This is a genomic window from Prosthecobacter fluviatilis (assembly GCF_055388355.1).
The window spans coordinates 6,028,024-6,047,532 of record NZ_AP043782.1; the positions used below are offsets into that span (position 1 = coordinate 6,028,024).

The following is a 19,509-nucleotide window of genomic DNA, read 5'->3' on the forward strand; positions in this document are numbered from 1 at the left end:
TGGCACATGAGGATGTCGTTGTGAATCATCCTGCATTCTTTGGCCGGAATTCAGTGCCAGAGTGTGAGAATGGCCGCGCCTCCGGCGACAGACAGCAGCAGGCCCAGCAGTGCAGGTTTGATGTAGGCACGCGAGCCGAGTATGATCACGAAAAACATCTTGAAGACGAGGTTGGCCATGCCGCCGACGAGAATCATGCGCCAGGCGACGGACGTTTCAAGATGACCGGTGGAGACCAGCCGGGAGGTGGAAAGAGTGATCGCCGACATGTCCGGCAGGCCGGAAAGAAACGCCGCCACATACAGCCCGGATGAACTGTTGTGCTGACGTGTGTAGGCCACGACGACCAGCACCAGCGCGTAGAGCAGGCCTAGGAAGACGGCGTTTTTCAGTTCAGAGGGCGGAGGCTCATCCACCGGCTGCGTATCTGTTTTTTCAGCGAGTCGATGCGCTACGGCGGCGATCAGAGTCACCCAGAGCATCATGGCCGTGAGCGGAGGCAGGAGTTCACGGATGTGTTCGGAGGCAACGATCACCACCTCTGCCAGCAGCCGCACAAAAGCCACGGCTGAGGCAATCAAGGCCATGGCAGCGAGCGAGCACTCGCCCCGTCTGGCAGAGGCGCTGCGGCGTGCACTACTCGCCGTGGTGGCCGTGCTGGAGACCAGGCCGCCCAGAAGACCGGCCACGACAGCACCCTTGGCACCTCCCAGATACTTTTCTGCCATGTACGCTGCCAGACTAATGCCGACGATGAGCACCACAATCAGCCAGATGGCAAAGGGATTGAGCACACCGAGATAGCCCATCTCACGGTTTGGCAGCGCAGGCAGGATGACCAACGCCAGCAGCACCAGGCGCACGATGGCTCGCAGATCGTCTTCGCCAAAGCGCCTCACCATCGTATGCAGCGCCTTCTTGCTCTGCAGCAGCGCCATGACTCCACCGGCGATCATTACGGCGATCAGCCGCTCCCCGAGCATGATGATGATGCCCGTGACAAACATCACCAGCATGGCCATTTCAGTGGTGAGGCCGGAGTCTGGCTCGCGCGTGGAAAGGCTAAGCCAGGTGCTGAACACCACGATGCAGGCAAAGGCGACGAGACCTGCCGCGACCACCCATGTGCCGTAGGCGTTTCCGAGCAGCCCGGTCAATGCGCCAAAAAGGGTTAGCAGCGCAAAGGTGCGGATGCCCGCCACGCGGTTCTGCACCCACTCGCGTTGCAGGCCGACGAGCAGCCCCAGCCCGGTGGCAGTGCCGAGGGACAGGAGCAGTTCGGAGGTTTCAGGCAGGCTGGCAGGCATAGGGGTTTAAAACGAAGTCTGAGCGGAACTTTACACGGACTTGCCTTCGACGCCATCCCAGTCCAAGAAATGGTCCTATTACGCCTCCAACCATGTCCATCTGGAACTACGCCAACCCACAGCTCAAAGATCTCGTCGCCTACGAACCCGGAAAGCCCATCGAGGATGTGGCCCGTGAACGCGGACTGAAGCCGGAGGACATCATCAAGATGGCCTCCAACGAGAACCCTCTGGGCCCTTCGCCCAAGGCCATCGTGGCCATGCAGGAGGCTGTGAAAGAGGTGCACATCTATCCTGACGGCGCCTCATGGAAGCTGCGCAATGCCCTGGCGGAGAAGTTTGGCCTGGAGATGGGCAACATCATCATGGGCTGCGGATCCAACGAGGTGATCGAGTTCATCGGCCACGCCTTCCTCAAGCCGGGGGACAACATCATTACCGCCGAGCACGCCTTCCTGGTGTACAAGCTGATGGCCAAGGTCTTTGGCGCTGACACCATCGAGGTGCCGGACCCCGGTTACGTGCACGATCTGAACGCCATGGCCGCCGCAATCACGCCAAACACGAAGGAGATCTTCATCGCTAACCCGAACAACCCAACGGGCACGCTGGTGACGCAGGAGCAGATTGACCGTTTCATGGACAAGGTGCCGGATCATGTGGTGGTGGTGTTTGACGAGGCCTATTATGAGTTCCTCGACAATCCGCCGGACACGCTGAAATACGTGCGTCAGGGACGCAATGTGGTGGTGCTGCGCACTTTCTCCAAGATCCAGGGCCTCGCGGGTACGCGCGTGGGTTATGGCATCGCCAACAAGGAGCTGATCGACGTGCTGCAGCGCACGCGCCAGCCCTTCAATCTGAACTCCATCGCGCAGGCCGGTGCACTGGCCGGCTTGCTGGACGAAGAACACCAGAACAAGACCAAGGCCATCACTGACGAAGGCCGTGCCTACCTGCAGAAGCAGTTCGGGGAAATGGGCCTGGAGTATATCCCGAGCTACGCCAACTTCGTCTTGGTGAAGGTGGGCGATGGCAACGCCGTCTTCAAAGGAATGATGGACAAGGGCGTAATCGTCCGCGCCATGGCCGCCTACAAACTCCCCGAATGGGTGCGCATCAGCATCGGTACCATGCCGCAGAATGAGCGCTGCATCGAGGTGCTGAAGCAGGTGCTGGGGAAATAGACCCCAGCTGCGTCCAGAACAGGCACTTGTGCCGGCGGCAAATGCGGATTGAATGCTGCATGAAACCGTGTCTTTCGCCTCAAAAGGTAACATGGATGCTCTGTGCGCTGGCGGGCTGCCTGCCTTGCGGCATTCTTGCACAGGTGGAAACCGTGAAGCCTGCGGTTCCTGCCATTGAGCCTGGGCTGGAGCAGGCTGTAAAATGGCCTTGGCAGGTTGAGCCATCCGCACCCGCTGACTGGGGCCTGCCTGTCGAGGTTCCTGTCGAAGCCCAGGCGGGTGCCATGCCTTCAAAACCCGCTGGGGCGACTTCTCCAGCCAGGGGCACGCCAAAAGGGCCTCCGGCAACCATGGTCGAGCATGTGGTGGTCAAGGGGGATTCGCTCATCAAAATCGCAAATGCAAATGGCGTTACCGTGGATCAGATCAGGATTTTCAATGATCTGAAAAACGACCGGATTGTCATCGGGCAGGTCGTCAAAGTTCCGGGGGAGAGTGACATCAAGACCATGGTTGATGCTGCATTGGCTGCGGAAAAAGAAGCAGCCAAGGATCCGGCCAAGAATAAGGAAAAAACAAAAAAGGCCCCTTCGCCCGTGAGGGAGGAGCCACCGGTCTTGATCGCCACGAAGCCCCATCGTGCACTGCCTCCTGCGGCTTGGGGGGCGGCATCGTTGGTGCTCATTCAGGCTTTCCTGGACCGCCAGGGGTTCACCATCGGTCCGATCGATGGCACTGCGGGGCCTGTGTACGATGCGGCATACAAAGCTTTTGAAAAAGCACATCCTGGAGAGTTGCATACCCCGGAAGGCCAGCCTTCGGCCGCCATGAAGGCCATTGGCGGACCTTATGCCGAGTATGTACTCACGGCGGCGGACATGCGCTGGATTTCCCCCCATCCGGGGAGCGATGTCTCCGGCAGGGGGAAGGGCAGGGCCGCTGAGCCGCCGCCCACGTTCGAAGAGCTGACCCGTGAAACTTTCATGGCCTACCGTTCCGGCTGGGAGTTTGTGGCGGAGCGGTTTCATGCAGCCGAGTCATTTCTCCGTCACATCAACCCGGGTGTTAAGAACCCTAATGCCCCAGGTGCCGTCTTTTTGGTTCCCAATGTGGTGCCTTTCGAAATTGAAAATGCACTCACAGAGCCACTGCAGCCAGCCGCAGATCCGCAGGCGCCGATCTCCGCCAGCATGCTGGGGGTGAGTCGCCTGGTGATTCGTCGTGGGGATGTGGTTGTTGCCAGCATGCCGGTTTCCGCCGCGCGCCCCGGGTTGCACGGACGCAAGATTTGGAAGATCCTCGAAGTCATTCCCCGGCCGGTGTTCACTAGCATGGGAGATCCCGCGGCTCCCAAGACCATCCCTTATCGGTTTCATGCCGGGCCCAACAATCCGGCGGGCATTCTCTGGATCAATCTCGCGAAGAGTGGAGACCCCAAGCCTCTTCCTTATGGCCTTCATGGCACCAGCATTCCTGGATCCATGACTAAACAGGAGAGCATTGGTGGCTTTCGCATGACCAACTGGGATATTGCACGTGCTGTGCGCCTTCTTCCCGCTGGGACCGAGCTCAGGTGGGAGTAGGGGCTGGTAGGGGCGGCTGGTCTGTTCAGTGCTGCCCCCGCCGCCTGCGGATGGCCACCACATCCCGTGCCATGCGGATGGAGTCACGGATCAGGTGCACATGGCCGCCGGGCGTCTCATGCCAGGCTATGGAGACCTCCTCAAAGCCGCAGCCGCTGTCATGCAGTGCTGCAAGCAGCTCCACATCAAACGCAAAGCCCTGAATGCGCAGAGAGGGGGCGATGCGCTGATACGCCGTGCGCGGCACCAGCTTGAGCCCGCACTGGCTGTCGTGGATGGGAATGCGCAGCAGGGTGGCCACCAGCGTGCCAAAGATGCGCCCCATCAGCCGGCGCTTCCACTGGCGCTGCACCCGGGGGCTTGTCTGATCCCAGCGGGAGGCAAAGAGAGCCGTCTCAGGCTTCGATTGCTTGCGCGCCAGGTGGATGAGATTTGCCACCTCCGTGGCGGAGCACGAGCCATCAGCGTCCACAAAGGCCAGCCAGTCCACCTCCGGCGCCTGGTCCCACCCGGCATACACCGCACCTCCCTTGCCCCGGTTCTGCGGCAGAAAAAGTGGCGGATGCAGATGCGCATGCATGCGGCACAGCGGCGTGATGATTTCCCGCATGCGCTCGGCCTCTGCTGCATCTGACCCGTCCTCCACCACCCGGATGCTCACGTCTCCGAGCCCTTTCGTCACCTCACACAGCTCGGTCAGGAAGGGACCGATGCGTCCGCTTTCCTGATAGCAGGGGATCACGAGATGGACGGTGGCTGGCTGCATGCAGTGTGTGGTGGTGGATGTTCGGCAGAAAGGTACGCCGGTGAAAGCTAAAACCACCGTGGCCGCTCATCTTTTCCACGGCTGCAGAGTTCTGGCATTGCACAGCGGGCGATTTTTATGTCTTTATCTGGGGCTTGTCCCTCATGCGATTTCCGCACTTCATTCTCGCGCTGGTGCTGCTGCCCGCCTGCAGTTCGACGAATCGCATGCTCAAGGCAGGGCCGGTGGCTCTTTCGCCTTTTTTTGAGCAGCCCTCGCTCGCTCAGGATGCCAGCAGACAGCTCGGATTTCAAAAAATATGGACCACGCTGGATCCCCAGGCGCTGGCGGCGGGGATTGCCAAGCGAAAGCTCTACATCGCCCCGGTCACATTGGACTACCTGCGCCGGGTGAACCGCGCCATCGCTTCCGGAGAGGTCGCCTGGGGCGGCGTGCAGCGGCGGGAAGTCGAGGTGGCCGTGCGCCTGCGAGAGGAGTTTGTGGCTGCCTTCCGCCGCTCTCCCACCCCCTACTACCGCCTCGTGAACCAGCCGGGCAAGGACACCCTCACGCTGCGCCTGGCCGTCATTGAACTCAATCCCACCAGCCCCAAGGGCAACGCGGTGGTGACCATGCTGAAGTTTGTGGTCACACCGATGGTCGGGCTGGCTGCTTATTTCACCAAGGGTAACATGGCCATCGAAGGCAAGGTGGTGGACTCCGGCTCCGGCCGTCCCTTTTTCCAGTTTGCCGACAATGAGAGCGACAAGCTGACCTTCATCAACCTCCGGGATTACCAGCCCTACGGTCACGCGGTCAACACCATGCACTACTGGGCCACGCAGTTTGAGCTGATGACCCGCACTCCCCATGGCTGCAAGGTGAAGGACTCAGGCTCCATCACCCTGCGGCTGAACTGACCTGCACATTCTTACTTCCTGCCAAAAAGCCGGGAGAAAAAGCCGCGCTTCTGCCCCTCTGCGGGCAGGGCCGCTGGTGGCTCCACCACCGGCAAAGCCTTGGCAACCTCCACAGGCCGCGGCGCTGGTGGCGGTCCTTCGATGATGACTGTCATGCCCTTCGTGAGCAGCTTCACCAGCCGCACCACGTCCCAGTTGGCCGTGCGCATGCAGCCGTGGCTGGAGCTGCGGCCGATGTTCTGCGGAGAGTTGGTGCCGTGAATGCCGATGCCCGGGCGGTTCAGCCCGATCCACATGACCCCCACCGGATTGTTGGGACCGATAGGCAGCTGGTAATACGTGCTGCTGCGGACGCCGTACTCCAGCACGCTCTTGTCCCAGCGGAAGGTTGGCATCTGCGTGATGCCCAGGATGCGCCATGTGCCCGGCGGCGTGGCCAGATGCCCGCTGCCCGGAGTGATGGGCAGGCTGGCCAGCATCTTCTCACCATCCCACACGCCCAGCAGCTTTTCCTTGGTGTCGATCTTGATCACCCGCTGCTGAAATTCCGGCACCTCCGGCAGTTTGGCGATCTCCGTCAGCTCCTCGATAAGAAACGGCTGCACCGCTGGCGCTTTCACCACATCTCCCGGCTTGAGATCGTCCATCTTCATCGGCCGGTTGAGAAACTCCAGCAGCTCTGGCGCGCAGTGAAAGCGCTCGGTCAGAAACTCCAGCAGCGAGTCATACGGCAGGTACTTCTTCTTGCTCTGCTCTGAGGGCTGGCGTGGCAGCTCGCCCACAAACTTGAGATCCTCCTGCCGGATCGTGTAGCTGGTGTACAGCTCCGTGACGCTGGAAAGGTCCAGCGTGCAGTCCGCCAGTTCCGTCTCCGGCATTCCGTGGGAACTCTGGTAGCGCTTCAGCGCCTTGGTGGTGAACTCTCCAGGCCGCCCGTCCAGCTTTCCAGGGCCAAAGAGCTGCGTATCCAGAAAGATCTGCAGCCGCAGAATGTCCTCCACCGGCTCCGGCGCCTTGGGCAGCGGATCAGGGATCGTCAGCGCAGAGGTGGCGCTGAAGGCAAGCAGCAGAGAAATGGCGAGGGTGAGCGATTGCTTCATGGGGATGTGCAAAGCGGGGCGCGAAAATGCGCCGGAGTCCGTGATTCAGACTCGGCAAAAAACACAGGGACGCAGGGACTCGCAAGCGAAGATGCGCGGACATTCACGGGGGCGACTCACCCCCGCACCTGACCGCTGCCGTCCACCAGGTATTTGTAGCTGCACAGCTCCGCCAGCCCCATGGGGCCGCGTGCATGCAGCTTGTCGGTGGAGATGCCGATCTCCGCGCCGAACCCGAACTCGCCGCCGTCGTTGAAGCGCGTGCTGGCGTTGTGGAGGACGACGGCACTGTCCACTTCGTGCTGGAAGCGCTCGGCCGCTGCACGGTCCTTGGTGATGATGCTGTCCGTGTGGTGCGAGCCATAGCGGTTGATGTGCGCAATGGCCTCGTCCAGCCCGCTCACGGTTTTCACGGCGAGGATGAGGTCCAGATATTCCGTGCTCCAGTCCTCCTCCGTGGCGGCGATGGCGGGCACGCCCAGATGCTGCAGCGCGGTGGCATCTGCATGGATCTCCACCTTGGCCTCGGCCAGGCGCTGGCCCAGCTGCGGATAAAACCTGGCCGCGACACCTTCATGCACCAGCACCGTCTCCAGCGCATTGCACACGCCGGGCTTCTGGCACTTGGCGTTGACGATGATGCTGGCCGCCATGTCGAGATCAGCGTCTGCGTTCACAAATACATGGCATACGCCGTCGTAGTGCTTGATCACGGGCATGCGCGCTGTGGCCACCACTTTCTCGATCAGCCCCTTGCCGCCACGCGGAATGATGAGGTCCAGGTACTGGTCCATCTGAGCCATGTGCTCCACGCTGGCGCGGTCGGTGAAGGGGATGAGCTGAATGCTGTCCGGAGGCAGTCCGGCGCGCTCGCCTCCCGCCTGCAGGGCGGCGGCCAGGGCGCGGTTGCTGTCGATCGCCTCACTGCCACCGCGCAGGATGGTGGCGTTGCCGGTTTTAAAGCACAGAGAGGCCGCGTCCGTGGTCACATTCGGCCGGGACTCAAAGATGATGCCGATCACACCGATGGGCACGCGCACCTTGCGGATGTGCAGGCCGTTCGGACGAGTCCAGTCGGTGAGCTTTTCGCCCACGGGGTCGGGCAGCAGTGCCACCTCGCGCACCGCATCGGCGATGGCCTTGAGTCGTTTGGGGTCCAGTGTCAGGCGGTCGATCATGGCCTTGCTCAGGCCGTTCTGGTTCGCGCGCTCCAGATCCAGGGCGTTGGCGGCCAGGATGGTGTCCTGCCGGGCCGTGAGCTCATCAGCCATGGCTGCGAGGATGGCGTTTTTTTGCTCGCTGCTCAGCTTGACGAGGGCATACGAGGCAGCGCGGGCACGGCGGCCCATGTCGAGGATGGCGGACTTGATTTCGGAATCGGTCATTGAAAATGAAAAGGTCTGGCTTGGAAGCGGTGCGGCACTGCGGGCTTACTTGGAAGGAACGGCTCCTTCGGGGATTTGGACGTCTTTGCCCAGCAGGTGCCGTGCGTTGAAGGCGTACATGCGCTCCACCAGCGGTCCGCTCAGAAAGACGTGTCCGCCTCCGGTGCCGGTCAGCAGGATGGAGGGGATTTTGGCGCTGTCGAGTGCGGCATCCAGCTCCGTGGCCTGGGAGTAGGGCACCACGTTGTCCTTGTCCCCATGAATGATCAAAAAAGGTGCGTCATCTGGCGTGATGTAGCTCACCGGAGAGGCTTTGCGGGCCTTTTCCTTGCAGTCCTTGAGCGGTGCGCCGAGCAGCTTGGCCAGCACCCCGCCGGGTTCGTCCGGGTCTATGATGCTGCCCTTGCCGCCAAAGGTCAAAAAATCCGACGGGCCGCAGAAGTCCAGCACGCAGGTGACGCGGCTGCTCTGGCCCAGGTGCCTGCCCAGCTCACCCTCCAGCTCCTTCACGCCGCCGGTCACACCCAGCATGCTCACCAGGTGCCCGCCGGCAGAGATGCCGAAGGCGGCGATCCTGTCGGGATCGAGGTTGTACTCCCTGGCATGGGCACGCAGCCAGCGGATGGCGGCCTTGCAGTCATGGATCTGTGCTGGCCACTGCGCCTGGTCGGTCAGGCGGTAGTTCAGGCTGGCACCGGCATATGGCGTGCCGTCTTTGATCAGGCCCAGCAGCACGTCCGCCTCGTCCTTGCTGCCCTCAGACCAGCCGCCGCCGTGGACGTACACCAGCAGAGGCCTGGGCTTCTCGGAGTCCGTCTCGGGCAGGTAGAGGTCCAGCCTCTGGCGCGGATCTCCGGCCCCGACGTAGTCAATATTCTGCACCTTCCGGTATCCCGGAGACAGCGGGGCCTTCTGGCACTGGGCCAAAAGGGGAAAGCCTAGGGCTAGCAAAAGCAGGGGGCGCAACATGAGGCCGTAATTAGACCGTGGCAGCGGTCAAAACAAGGGCGGGCAGGCCCTTGCGATACAAGTGCGTTGGCACCTTGACGCAAGCTTAACCAGAACTTACTATCGCCTCGATGAAATTCCCCCCCCACGCCCGCCTGTCAGTCCATCTGGCATGTGCCGTTTCATTTCTAGCCCTGACGACTGCATCTCCCGCTATCTGGCCGTTTTCAGGCAAGAAAGACCAAGTGGTTCCCGTGGACAGTGAGCGAGATTCTCAGGAACTTGCCGCCGCCGGCATGCTGGCACAGGCTCGGCAGGCGGAGAATGCTGGCAAAATCGGCAAGGCTCAGGCGATGTACCAAGCCATCGTAAAAAAATACGCATTCACCCCGAGTGCTGCTGAAGCCTCTTTCCACAACGCCGTGATCATCCGGCACAACGGCAAGATGGATGATGCATTTGATGCCTTCCAGAATTTCATTCAATCTTATCGTGACAGTCCTCATTTCAGCGAGGCCATCGAGAAGCAGTATGAGATCGCCGAAGAGGCCAAGGGCGGCAAAAAGCAGAGGGGAATGCTTCTGATCAGCATGAAGATGAACTCTTCTGACGTGATCAAATTCTACGAGAAAATCATCAAAAATGCTCCTTTCGGCAAGTATGCTCCGCTGGCCCAGTTCAGCATCGCTGAAATCCAGCAGGACCTGAAGGAAAAGGACAAGGCTGTGGCTGCCTACAACAAGGTGGTGGAAAACTACCCGCATACCTCTCAGGCCGCAGAGGCCCAGTTCAGGATTGGTTCCATCAGCAACATCGCTGCTCAGCGCAGCGAGGATGCCTCCAATCTTCTGGCTGCTCGTGATGCCCTGCGCACTTACATCGCCACCCATCCCACCGGTGATCGTAAACAGGAGACTGAAATGATCCTGCATCAGGTCAACACGGCCGAGGCGAATCAATCTTTGACCGTCGCCAAGTTCTACCAGCGTGTTGGCAAAACCAAAGCCGCGGCCATCTACCTTAACGAGGCTCTCAAGTTTGGTTCTCCGGAGGTTTCGGCACAGGCACGAACCATGCTCGCCGAACTTGCTTCTGCGGACCCAGATGGAGTGGAAGATGCCAAAAAAGGACCCGGGCAGGACTACACCGCACTTACTGCGGAGAACTTGAAGGCGCGTGACGATTATGTCGGGCCTATGGCTCCTGAACTCGCACGTCTTAGCCAGAAGCCCAAGATGCGCACTGGCGATGAAGGTTTTGTGCCTATCCCGCTGCAGGAGCCCACCCTGCCTCTCCGTCCTGGCGCTGCTGCTCCAGGAGCAGGCTCTCTTCTGCCACCTGTGCCTGAGACAGAAAAGCCAGCTTTGCTGCCCGTGCCGCCCAACCCGAACGCTCCATCCATGCTGCCGTCGTCGCCGGGGTCTGCTGTCCCTACGCCGCCAGTCCCACCAGTTCCTTCCACGACGAAGCCTGCGTCATAATTCTTGCGCCGCCATGGCAGCACGCCATTACTCGGCAGGGTCACTTCTCAAATTATTTGGATGAAATCGCTTTTTCTTCTGCTGGCAGCTGGCTGCCTCATGCTCTCCGGATGTGCAGGGTACACTCTGGGTGCTCACAAACCTGTTCACCTGCGCCATATCACCAAGATTGCGGTGCCCACGTTTGAAAATCTTACTCTTGAGCCCCGCATTGCCTCGCTCGTGACAAACGCTGTCATCAAGCAGCTGCAAAACCATGGTTCCTATCAAATCGTGGCCAAGAGCGAAGCTGAGGCTGTGCTGCAGGGGAAAGTCTCCAACATCAATCGCACTCAGTTCCGTTCTGATCTGAACAATGTGCTGAGCAGCTCACAGCTTCAGGCGACCATTGTCTGCCCGTTTACAATCACTGACACCGCTACAGGAAAGACCCTTCATTCCGGCTTTGCCACCGCAGATTCTTACATCATCCTCGAGGCGAATTTGCAGTTGTCAGAGACCCAGCTCTTTGAGGACGCTGCGCAGCGTCTGGCCAACAACCTGGCAGATCAAATTTCTGAAGGCTGGTAACCCCTGTCCGTTGCAATGTCGTCGGATCAGGATTTAGCCGAAGAACAGTCCGACAGGGCAGACGAGGGGGCACTGGAATCTTTGACAGCCACGGGGCGCCTGCCCCCCGGCCTCCACTTGGTGGCCACCCCTATCGGGAACATGCGCGACATCACTCTGCGTGCCCTCGACACCCTCCGCTGCGCTGACTTGGTGGCCTGCGAGGACACACGGCATTCAGGCATGCTGCTCAAGTATCATGACATTCGTGCGAGGCTCATCAGCCTCAATGAGCATAATGAAGCAATGCGCATTCCCCAGCTCCTCGAGCACATGAAGCAGGGGGGGAGTGTTGCTCTGATCTCGGATGCCGGAATGCCCACCGTGTCTGATCCCGGGCAGCGGCTGGTGGGAGCCGTGGTAGCTGCCGGTTTGCATGCAGAAGGGATTCCCGGGCCTAGCGCAGTCATTACAGCGCTGGCTGCATCGGGACTGCCCACCACGCCTTTCTATTTTGGCGGGTTTCTTCCTCATAAAAAAGGCGCCCGCTCATCAGTCCTGACTGCGGCTCTGCAGCGTGACTGCACCAGTGTTTTCTTCGAAAGTCCCTACCGTCTGGTCGACACATTGGCGATTCTGGCTGAGGCCGCGCCGGATCACAGGGTGGTCGTCGCACGGGAACTGACAAAAAAGTTTGAGGAATTCAAACGTGGTCCGGCAAGCATCTTGCTATCCTATTACCAAACCAAGACGCCCAAAGGAGAAATCACCCTCCTCATCGCGCCGGTCGATCCCCCCAAGTGGTTGACCTGGTAAATTATTCACCACCCAGCAATCTCATGGAAGCCCTCGCCAACTGCGCCGTTCTCAATACCACCGACAGTCTCAAGCTTTCGATCACCAATCACCTGCGTTTCACACTGGGGGCCTACATTGAGACAGCCAGTGAAAATGACTGGTACGTCGCCACCTCGCTCGCGGTGCGTGACCGAGTCATGGAGCGTGCCACGCAGTCTCGCCGTCAGCATCGTGCCCAGGGGGTGCGCCGTGTGCATTATCTCTCCCTGGAGTATCTCATGGGCCGTCTGCTGGAAAACAACCTCCGCAACTCAGGCATCTATGAAGCCACGAAGGTGGCTCTTTCTGAAATGGGCAAAGACCTTGATTCCCTGGTGCAGAAGGAGCCCGATATGGGGCTTGGCAACGGAGGTCTGGGCCGCCTGGCCGCCTGCTTCATGGATTCTCTCAGCACCATGGACCTGCCCGCCATTGGGTATGGCATTCACTATGAGTTTGGCTTGTTCCGTCAGGAGTTCGTCAACGGCAAGCAAGTTGAGCACCCTGACGCCTGGATGCGCGATGGCAGCCCTTGGAAAATTGCGCGGCCCTCCTATCGGCAGACCGTCCACCTTTACGGCCACACCATCCAGAAATTTGACGAATTCGGCCGGCCACATCACGAGTGGGTTGAGACCAAGTGCCTCCTCGGTCTTCCGTGGGACATTCCCATCGTCGGTTATGACAGCAACACCGTGAATGTGCTGCGCCTCTGGCAGGCTCAGGCAGATGAAGACTTTAACTTCAAGGTCTTCAATGAGGGAAGCTACATTGAGGCCCTGCGCGAAAAAGCCATCGCAGAAACGGTCTCCAAAGTGCTCTACCCCAACGACGCCACCGAGAGCGGCAAGGAACTTCGACTCGTTCAGCAGTACTTCTTCGTGGCCTGCTCTCTCGCTGATATCGTGCGGCGCTTCAAAACTGGCTATGATCTGCCATGGAGTGAGTTTCCATCCAAGGCGGCCGTCCAGCTCAACGACACCCATCCTGCCGTCGCCATTCCTGAGCTCATGCGCATCCTTGTGGATGAGGAAAAGCTCGAGTGGAGTCAGGCGTGGGAAATCTGCCAGAAGACCTTCTCCTACACCAATCATACCTTGCTGCCTGAGGCCCTTGAGACTTGGAATGCAGCACTCTTTGAGCGCGTGCTTCCACGTCATCTGCAGATCATCTTTGAAATCAACAAACGCTTCTTGGAAGGTGATGTAGAGGCTCGCTGGCCTGGTGACGGGGAGAAAAAACGGGCGCTTTCGCTTATCGAGGAGACGGGCGGGAAAAAAGTCCGCATGGCCCACCTCTCCGTATTGGGCAGTCATGCGACCAACGGGGTTGCCGCGCTGCACACACGTCTCCTTTGTGAACGTCTCTTTCCCGAATTCTTTGAGCTCTACCCTGATCGCTTCCTCAACCTGACCAACGGTGTCACCTTCCGCCGCTGGTTGGACGTATGCAATCCGCAGCTTTCCGCGCTCATCACCGAATCCATCGGCTCCGGTTGGCTGAAAGACTCCACCAAGCTCATTCAGCTCGACCGCTTTGCGGATGACTCCTCGTTCCGCGAGAGATTCCATGCCATCAAGCGGGGGCACAAGGTGCATCTTGCCAAGATCATTCAGGACACCTGTGGTGTCAGCGTCAGTCCTGATGCCATGTTTGATGTGCAGATCAAACGCCTGCACGAGTACAAGCGCCAGCACCTCAACCTGCTGCATATCGTTTCTCTTTACCGGAAGATCATCGCCAATCCAAATTTTGAAATGGCTCCCCGTGTCTTCATCTTTGGGGCCAAGGCCGCGCCGGGGTACTACCTGGCCAAGAACATCATCCACGCCATCAATGCCGTTGCGAGCAAGGTCAATCACGACCCACGCGTGAATGGCCGCCTCAAAGTCATCTACATTCCGAACTACGGTGTTTCCATTGCTGAGAGAATCATCCCTGCGGCGGATCTTTCCGAGCAGATCTCCACAGCTGGCAAGGAAGCCTCCGGCACTGGCAACATGAAGCTCGCCCTCAATGGAGCGCTCACCATCGGCACGCTTGACGGTGCTAACGTGGAAATCCTCGAAGAAGTTGGGCCGGAAAACATCTTCATCTTCGGGCTCACCGTTGAAGAGGTGACGGAACTTTATGCGAAGGGGTACAATCCGTGGGACTTCTATCATGCCAGTGAAGACCTGCGCCTGAGCATCGACTGGCTCGCCTCAGACTACTTCACAGGCAATCAGGACGAATTCAAGCCGTTCCGCGACAGCCTGCTTTCCCATGGTGATCCCTTCCTCGTCATGGCCGACTATGAAAGTTATGCTTCCTGCCAGGCGGAAGTGGACAAGGCTTACAGAGACCAGCCCCGCTGGCAAAAGATGGCCATTCACAACACGGCACGCATGGGCAAGTTCAGCAGTGACCGCACGATTTTGGAATACGCCAAAAACGTCTGGAACCTGCCCCAGATCGGGGTCTGAAGCCGCACGTGCCCCTGGAGCTTTGCCTTGCATGCAAAGCTCCAGAGCTGCGTCAGAAGCAGCAGAACTCAGAGTTCCTCATGCACTGCCTGCGCAGCGCGTGCATAGGCACCGCTGCCGCCAAGGGTTGCAACGACTGCCGCCAGCTCTTGCTGCAACTGCTCCCTCCTGGCGTCGTTGGTCAGCAGTTCGAGAGTCGCTTCGGCGAGTGTTTGCGCAGTGAGTTCCCCTTGCACCAGTTCCTTCACCACTTCGCGCTGGGCCAGGATGTTGACGATGCCCAGGTGCTTGATTTTCACCACCAGCTTCCCAATCACGTATGTGGGCCAGCTGACATTGTAGATCAGTGTGTAGGGCAGGCCAAAGCAGGCGGCTTCCAGTGTGGCAGTTCCTGAGGCCACCGCGCCGGCTTGGCAGCGCTGCATCAAATCATAAACTGTTCCAGTCTCGATCCAGCGTTTCGCCTCAGGCATTCCATGCTCATCGGTCATGTTGCGCATGAAGCCCGCCAGCGCTTCGTTGGCGGCCGAAACTGCAAAGCGTGCGCCAGGCATGGTTTGTTTGATGATCTTGGCCGCCTCCATCATGAGCGGGAACAGCCGGCGCACTTCATTGAGGCGGCTGCCTGGAAACCACCCAACGAGGCCGGTCTCGCGCTTCCAGTCGCGCTTCAGAGTCACCACCCGGTCCACCATGGGGTGGCCGCTGAATTCCGTGCGCAGCCCGCTCTTCTCATAAAACTCTTTCTCGAAGGGAAAGATGCAGATCATGAGATTGAGGACCTGCGCCATGGTCTTTACCCGGCCCTTTTTCCAGGCCCATACCTGCGGGCTGATGTAATAGAGGATTCGCCCTTTGTACCCCGCTGAGCGCAGTTTTTTGGCCAGACGCAGGTTGAAGCCAGGGTAGTCCACCAAGATTACCGCTTCGGGTTTTTGATCGAGGATGGAGTCCAGCACGGCATCCATCTTTTCTTTGAAGTAGCGGTACATTTTCACCACTTCCCAAAGTCCCACGACCCCGGCAGTTTCGACCCAGTCTTCAACTCCTTCGCCGACGACTTCACGCATCTTCGGGCCGCCTAGGCCGATGACCTTCATGTCGGGCTCCAAAAGTTGCAATTCACGCAGAAGGCCGGCGGCATGGGTGTCGCCGCTGACCTCACCCGCGATGATGAAGATCCGGTTCATGAGGCGCTCAGAGCAGCGTTCTTTTCGATCTGGTCGGTGATCTCCAGCGCGATGCGCACAGCCTCTGCGCCTTCCTGGCCGGTAACGACGGGGCGGCGGCCATGGCGGGCGCATTCCACGAAGGCGGCGATCTCGAGCTTGAGAGGTTCGTCTTTCTCCACCTCCACAGCTTCGCGCACGATCTGCATGCCGTCCTTGCGGTAGATCCAGCCGCTCTGCTCCTGATAGTCGAGGCTGAGGTAGCTGGAACTCTGGAAGACGCGGATCTTGCGCATCTTCTCCGGGCTGATGCGGCTGGCGGTGATGTTGGCGATGCAGCCGTTGGCGAATTTGAGGCGGGCGTTGGCGATGTCCTCGCGCTTGGTCAGCACGGGGATGCCCACTGCGTCCACCTGGATGAGCTCGGACTTCACGAGGTGGAGCACGATTTCGATGTCGTGGATCATGAGGTCGAGCACGACGCCGATGTCGATGCTGCGGTTGGGGAAGGGGGAGAGGCGGTGGGCCTCGATGAAGCGGGGGGCGTCCATGCGCTGCTCCAGCTGGAGTAGCACGGGGTTGAAGCGCTCGATGTGGCCTACCTGCAGGATGACGCTCTTGGACTTGGCCAGCTCAATGAGGGCCTGCGCCTCGGCGTAGGACTCGCTGATGGGTTTTTCCACCATGACGTGAATGCCGGCCTGCATCAGGGGCTCGGCCACCTTGCGGTGGAAGATGGTCGGGACGGCCACGGTGGCGGCATCCACGCGGGAGGCAAAGTCGGCGAGATCGCTGGCGGCATGCGTGCCATACTGCGCTGCGAACTCGGCGGCGCGTGCCGGGTCGGCGTCATACACGGCGGTGAAGGCGATGGCACCGCCGCTCTTCGCGGCGATTTCCGCCATGATGCGTGCGTGGTTTTTGCCAATGGCGCCGACTCCGGCGACTCCGATACGGAAAGGGGAACTCATATTTCGAACTTATAGCGCTGGATTAAAACTTGCCTGGGAACTTCATGCCTGGGGGCAGCTTGGGGGGCTTGCCTCCTCCGCCGAGCATGCCACCTAGGCCGCCAAGTCCGCCCATGCCTCCGGGCCCTCCCATGCCGCCGCCTCCCATCATGCCACCCATGAGCTGTGTGAGCATGCCCTTGTTGCTCATGAGCTTCTTCATCATCTCAAACTGCTTGAGGAGCTGGTTCATCTCCATCACGGGGCGTCCGGCACCGGCACAGATGCGCTTGCGGCGCTGGCCGTTGATAATCTCCGGGCGCTGGCGCTCCTTGGGCGTCATGGAAAGGATGAGCGCCTCCACGTGTTTCATGCGCTTGTCACCATCATCGCCGATCATGTCCTTCATTTTGCTCATGCCGGGGAGCATGCCCAAAATGCCGCCGATGGGGCCGAGCTTTTTCATCATGCGCAATTGCGCGAGCATGTCCGTGAAATCGAATTTGTTCGACTGCATGCGGGCGGCCAGTTTCATGGCCTCCTTCTCGTCAATTTCTTCCGCTGCTTTTTCCACGAGGCCGACGACATCGCCCATGCCGAGGATGCGCTGGGCCATGCGGTCCGGGTGGAAGATTTCCAGCTGGTCGATCTTTTCACCCACACCGAGGAATTTGACTGCGCAGCCGGTGACCTGGCGCATGGACAGCAGGGCACCGCCTCGGGCGTCACCATCCAGCTTGGTCATGATGAGACCGGTGATGCCGACAGCGGCATTGAATTTCTGGGCGACGCTCACCGCCTGCTGACCTGTGGCAGCATCAGCCACCAGAAGGATTTCGTTGGGCTCCACTACGGCGCGCACGCGTTTGAGTTCTGCCAGCAGCTCTTCATCCAGATCCTGTCGCCCCGCGGTGTCAAAGATAGCCACCCCGTTGCCTTGCTCCTTGAGCCACACCATGGCAGCTTTGGCGGCCCTCACCGGATCAGTCTCCCCCTCGGCTGGGGCAAAAACGGGCACATTGAGCTGCTGGCCCAGCACCTGCAGCTGCTTGACGGCGGCCGGCCGGTACAAATCCAGGGCCAGCAGCAATGGGCGGCGGCCCTGTTTCTTGAGCCAGTTGGCGAGTTTGGCCGAAGTGGTAGTTTTGCCGGCGCCATTGAGGCCAGTCATCAGAATGCGCTGTGGCGGCTCCAGATTGAGCGCGCTGGACTCGCTGCCCAAAAGCTTCACCAGCTCATCGTGGAAAATTTTGACGATTTGCTGCCCTGGGGAGACCTTGAGCAGCACCTCCGAGCCCACGGACTGCTTGGTCACCGTTTCCACCAGGTCCTTGGTCACCTTGAAGTCCACATCCGCCTCCAGCAGGGCCATGCGGATGTCCTGCATGGCGTCGCTGACATTGGATTCACTGATGCGGGCCTGGCCGCGCAGTTTTTTGAAGGCGCTTTCGAGTTTTTCAGAGAGGGCGGAGAACATCGGGAGGAGGGAGAAATGGGGCGCTGGATAGTCGGCAGCAGCCTTCATATGGCAACTGCGAAGGCGGGGCTAATCAGACGTGGAAGTTAGCTATTGGACGGGCTGGTAGGCGGCTTCCAGGTCAATCTTGAAGCGCCAGCTCACGACTTCGGCCGGCTGGGTGGCCCCCCGCTGGAAGCTGAGGCTGAGGGCGCAGTCTTCTCTGCGCAGCTTGTAGGGGAACTGGAAGCGCACGACCATGGTGGCCGGATCATAGTCCACGGGGACGGTGCCGAGACCTGCGATTCGCAGCTTGATGCTCTCAGGCAGGATGGTGCCTATTTTTTTCAGGTCAGCTTCGACGAGCGGACGGCGCTCAGTGATGACGGAGTCTGGTTTGGGTTTGAGCTGGATGAGCTGCTCTCCTTTGTCGTCCTTGGCGTCAGCGACGAGAATTTTGCTGGATCCGACATCTCCGCGGCCCCTGAAGCTGGTCGCGAGCTTAAAATTGATGTCGTTGTCGCCATGCACAATGTAGCGGCCCAGCTTGCCATTGGGGGTGTCCCAGCTCACTTTCTGGCCGTTGACCGTGACGAGAGATTCGTAGCCAATCTGCAGGCCCGTCTCCTGAATGGCATCGTCAAAGTTGCCGTAGGGGTAGGCAAAGGAGAGGCATTTGATGTGCAGGTTCTGCTCCAGAAAGTCACGGGAGTCCTTGAGTTCGCTGAGGACCCACTGCTGCCTGTCAGCGTCTGATTTCAGATTTTTCGGGGGGCTCTTGAGGCTTGCATGAGACACGCTGTGGCTGCCCACTTCACAGCCGTGCTGCATCATCTCTTTGATTTGCTCCCAGCTCATGGAGCGGCCGGCGCCGCCGACATAATTTTTGTAAAGGTAAATGGTGAAGGGAAAGCCAAACTCCTTCAGCACAGGATAGGCATAGGTGTACACGCCCTCCCAGCCGTCATCCATGGTGATGACGATGGCTTCTTCAGGGATGTTTTTTTCACCCCGCTTCCAGGCCATCATTTCACTGAGCGAAATGACAGGGATCTTTGAATCCTTGATGGCCTGCATCTGGGCTCTGAACTTTGGGGCGGCGATAAGCATGGGGCTGCCTCCGCGATCTCGGAAATCGTGGTAGCCGAGGATGGAGACGACCGAGGATTTGTTGAGTTCGAATGCAGGAGCCTCCGGAATCTCTGGCGCCGGTGCGGCAGCATTCAGCAGTGCGCTCTCCTGCAGCTTTTTCTCGATCGCCTGTTCTTCCGGGGTCAGCGCAGGCTCTTCAGGCTTGGGCGGCGGCGGTTTTGGCGTGACGCCGCTTTGCTCTGCCAGGCGGCGCAGTTTGGCTTCAATGCGTTTGCAGCCAGGCAGGGTGCCGAGAAGAAGTATGACGATAAGAAACTGAAAAGCAGAACGCATGG

At 59.6% G+C, this 19,509-nt stretch carries 16 protein-coding genes; 7 read left to right on the top strand and 9 right to left on the bottom strand.

Annotation, left to right across the window (positions count from 1 at the left end; genetic code table 11):
* Window positions 1-50: 50 nt before the first annotated feature.
* The gene (locus tag ACZ5WW_RS23550; protein WP_377163533.1) at window positions 51-1,307 is read right to left on the bottom strand and encodes an MgtC/SapB family protein; all 1,257 of its coding nucleotides are present in this window, start codon (window positions 1,305-1,307) and stop codon (window positions 51-53) included.
* A gap of 92 nt (window positions 1,308-1,399) precedes the next feature.
* Between ACZ5WW_RS23550 and hisC the strand changes: the two genes are divergently transcribed.
* Both hisC and ACZ5WW_RS23560 read left to right on the top strand, forming a co-directional pair.
* Window positions 1,400-2,494 carry a histidinol-phosphate transaminase gene (gene hisC, locus ACZ5WW_RS23555; protein WP_377163535.1) on the top strand — a complete coding sequence of 365 codons (1,095 nt, stop codon included), beginning with the start codon at window positions 1,400-1,402 and terminating at the stop codon, window positions 2,492-2,494.
* Window positions 2,495-2,553: 59 nt separating this feature from the next.
* Window positions 2,554-4,077, top strand: a complete 1,524-nt coding sequence (locus tag ACZ5WW_RS23560) for a L,D-transpeptidase family protein (RefSeq protein ID WP_377163537.1) — start codon at window positions 2,554-2,556, stop codon at window positions 4,075-4,077.
* A 25-nt stretch (window positions 4,078-4,102) separates the two neighbouring features.
* Here ACZ5WW_RS23560 and ACZ5WW_RS23565 read toward each other — a convergent pair whose 3' ends face one another.
* Window positions 4,103-4,843 carry a glycosyltransferase gene (locus ACZ5WW_RS23565; RefSeq protein ID WP_377163539.1) on the bottom strand — a complete coding sequence of 247 codons (741 nt, stop codon included), beginning with the start codon at window positions 4,841-4,843 and terminating at the stop codon, window positions 4,103-4,105.
* A 143-nt stretch (window positions 4,844-4,986) separates the two neighbouring features.
* On the opposite strand from ACZ5WW_RS23565, the gene ACZ5WW_RS23570 reads away from it, so the two are divergent.
* Window positions 4,987-5,742, top strand: a complete 756-nt coding sequence (locus ACZ5WW_RS23570) for a DUF3313 family protein (RefSeq protein WP_377163541.1) — start codon at window positions 4,987-4,989, stop codon at window positions 5,740-5,742.
* 11 nt (window positions 5,743-5,753) lie between these two features.
* On the opposite strand, the gene ACZ5WW_RS23575 is transcribed toward ACZ5WW_RS23570, so the two are convergent.
* The 3 genes from ACZ5WW_RS23575 to ACZ5WW_RS23585 form a co-directional block, all read right to left on the bottom strand.
* Window positions 5,754-6,842 (bottom strand): L,D-transpeptidase family protein, encoded by a 1,089-nt coding sequence (locus ACZ5WW_RS23575; RefSeq protein WP_377163543.1) that lies wholly within the window; start codon window positions 6,840-6,842, stop codon window positions 5,754-5,756.
* 116 nt (window positions 6,843-6,958) lie between these two features.
* Window positions 6,959-8,227, bottom strand: a complete 1,269-nt coding sequence (locus ACZ5WW_RS23580) for a glutamate-5-semialdehyde dehydrogenase (RefSeq protein WP_377163545.1) — start codon at window positions 8,225-8,227, stop codon at window positions 6,959-6,961.
* Window positions 8,228-8,272: 45 nt separating this feature from the next.
* Complete coding sequence (locus ACZ5WW_RS23585; RefSeq protein ID WP_377163547.1) at window positions 8,273-9,154, bottom strand: alpha/beta hydrolase fold domain-containing protein; 882 nt, start codon at window positions 9,152-9,154, stop codon at window positions 8,273-8,275.
* Window positions 9,155-9,306: 152 nt separating this feature from the next.
* Between ACZ5WW_RS23585 and ACZ5WW_RS23590 the strand changes: the two genes are divergently transcribed.
* Genes ACZ5WW_RS23590 through ACZ5WW_RS23605 form a run of 4 tightly spaced genes read left to right on the top strand, consistent with a single transcriptional unit; the run spans window position 9,307 to window position 14,507 of the window.
* Complete coding sequence (locus ACZ5WW_RS23590) at window positions 9,307-10,656, top strand: tetratricopeptide repeat protein (protein WP_377163549.1); 1,350 nt, start codon at window positions 9,307-9,309, stop codon at window positions 10,654-10,656.
* Between the two features lie 3 nt (window positions 10,657-10,659).
* Window positions 10,660-11,226: an LPS assembly lipoprotein LptE gene (gene lptE, locus ACZ5WW_RS23595; protein WP_377163551.1), complete on the top strand. Its 567-nt coding sequence runs from the start codon at window positions 10,660-10,662 to the stop codon at window positions 11,224-11,226.
* Between the two features lie 15 nt (window positions 11,227-11,241).
* Window positions 11,242-12,021 (top strand): 16S rRNA (cytidine(1402)-2'-O)-methyltransferase, encoded by a 780-nt coding sequence (gene rsmI / locus ACZ5WW_RS23600; RefSeq protein WP_377163554.1) that lies wholly within the window; start codon window positions 11,242-11,244, stop codon window positions 12,019-12,021.
* A gap of 23 nt (window positions 12,022-12,044) precedes the next feature.
* Window positions 12,045-14,507 (top strand): glycogen/starch/alpha-glucan phosphorylase, encoded by a 2,463-nt coding sequence (locus tag ACZ5WW_RS23605; protein ID WP_377163556.1) that lies wholly within the window; start codon window positions 12,045-12,047, stop codon window positions 14,505-14,507.
* A 68-nt stretch (window positions 14,508-14,575) separates the two neighbouring features.
* Here the strand turns inward: ACZ5WW_RS23605 and lpxB are convergent, their stop codons facing one another.
* The 4 genes from lpxB to ACZ5WW_RS23625 all read right to left on the bottom strand — a co-directional run bounded on the left by lpxB (window position 14,576) and on the right by ACZ5WW_RS23625 (window position 19,507).
* The gene (gene lpxB, locus ACZ5WW_RS23610; RefSeq protein WP_377163558.1) at window positions 14,576-15,697 is read right to left on the bottom strand and encodes a lipid-A-disaccharide synthase; all 1,122 of its coding nucleotides are present in this window, start codon (window positions 15,695-15,697) and stop codon (window positions 14,576-14,578) included.
* The gene (locus ACZ5WW_RS23615; RefSeq protein WP_377163560.1) at window positions 15,694-16,647 is read right to left on the bottom strand and encodes a Gfo/Idh/MocA family oxidoreductase; all 954 of its coding nucleotides are present in this window, start codon (window positions 16,645-16,647) and stop codon (window positions 15,694-15,696) included. The genes lpxB and ACZ5WW_RS23615 overlap by 4 nt, the downstream gene beginning before the upstream one ends.
* A 22-nt stretch (window positions 16,648-16,669) precedes the next feature.
* Window positions 16,670-18,103 carry a signal recognition particle protein gene (ffh, locus tag ACZ5WW_RS23620; protein ID WP_377163562.1) on the bottom strand — a complete coding sequence of 478 codons (1,434 nt, stop codon included), beginning with the start codon at window positions 18,101-18,103 and terminating at the stop codon, window positions 16,670-16,672.
* Window positions 18,104-18,193: 90 nt separating this feature from the next.
* Window positions 18,194-19,507, bottom strand: coding sequence for a polysaccharide deacetylase family protein (locus ACZ5WW_RS23625; RefSeq protein ID WP_377163564.1), 1,314 nt, complete (start codon window positions 19,505-19,507; stop codon window positions 18,194-18,196).
* Between the last annotated feature and the right edge of the window lie 2 nt (window positions 19,508-19,509).

What these genes read in the sequence shown, in the direction of transcription:
- ACZ5WW_RS23560 (WP_377163537.1), top strand. Translation starts at nt 2,554, where the DNA reads ATGAAACCGTGTCTTTCGCCTCAAAAGGTAACATGGATGCTCTGTGCG.
- rsmI (WP_377163554.1), top strand. Translation starts at nt 11,242, where the DNA reads ATGTCGTCGGATCAGGATTTAGCCGAAGAACAGTCCGACAGGGCAGAC.
- ACZ5WW_RS23575 (WP_377163543.1), bottom strand. Translation starts at nt 6,842, where the DNA reads ATGAAGCAATCGCTCACCCTCGCCATTTCTCTGCTGCTTGCCTTCAGC.
- ACZ5WW_RS23570 (WP_377163541.1), top strand. Translation starts at nt 4,987, where the DNA reads ATGCGATTTCCGCACTTCATTCTCGCGCTGGTGCTGCTGCCCGCCTGC.
- ACZ5WW_RS23590 (WP_377163549.1), top strand. Translation starts at nt 9,307, where the DNA reads ATGAAATTCCCCCCCCACGCCCGCCTGTCAGTCCATCTGGCATGTGCC.
- ACZ5WW_RS23625 (WP_377163564.1), bottom strand. Translation starts at nt 19,507, where the DNA reads ATGCGTTCTGCTTTTCAGTTTCTTATCGTCATACTTCTTCTCGGCACC.
- ACZ5WW_RS23605 (WP_377163556.1), top strand. Translation starts at nt 12,045, where the DNA reads ATGGAAGCCCTCGCCAACTGCGCCGTTCTCAATACCACCGACAGTCTC.
- ACZ5WW_RS23580 (WP_377163545.1), bottom strand. Translation starts at nt 8,227, where the DNA reads ATGACCGATTCCGAAATCAAGTCCGCCATCCTCGACATGGGCCGCCGT.
- ACZ5WW_RS23550 (WP_377163533.1), bottom strand. Translation starts at nt 1,307, where the DNA reads ATGCCTGCCAGCCTGCCTGAAACCTCCGAACTGCTCCTGTCCCTCGGC.
- hisC (WP_377163535.1), top strand. Translation starts at nt 1,400, where the DNA reads ATGTCCATCTGGAACTACGCCAACCCACAGCTCAAAGATCTCGTCGCC.
- ffh (WP_377163562.1), bottom strand. Translation starts at nt 18,103, where the DNA reads ATGTTCTCCGCCCTCTCTGAAAAACTCGAAAGCGCCTTCAAAAAACTG.
- lpxB (WP_377163558.1), bottom strand. Translation starts at nt 15,697, where the DNA reads ATGAACCGGATCTTCATCATCGCGGGTGAGGTCAGCGGCGACACCCAT.
- ACZ5WW_RS23565 (WP_377163539.1), bottom strand. Translation starts at nt 4,843, where the DNA reads ATGCAGCCAGCCACCGTCCATCTCGTGATCCCCTGCTATCAGGAAAGC.
- ACZ5WW_RS23615 (WP_377163560.1), bottom strand. Translation starts at nt 16,647, where the DNA reads ATGAGTTCCCCTTTCCGTATCGGAGTCGCCGGAGTCGGCGCCATTGGC.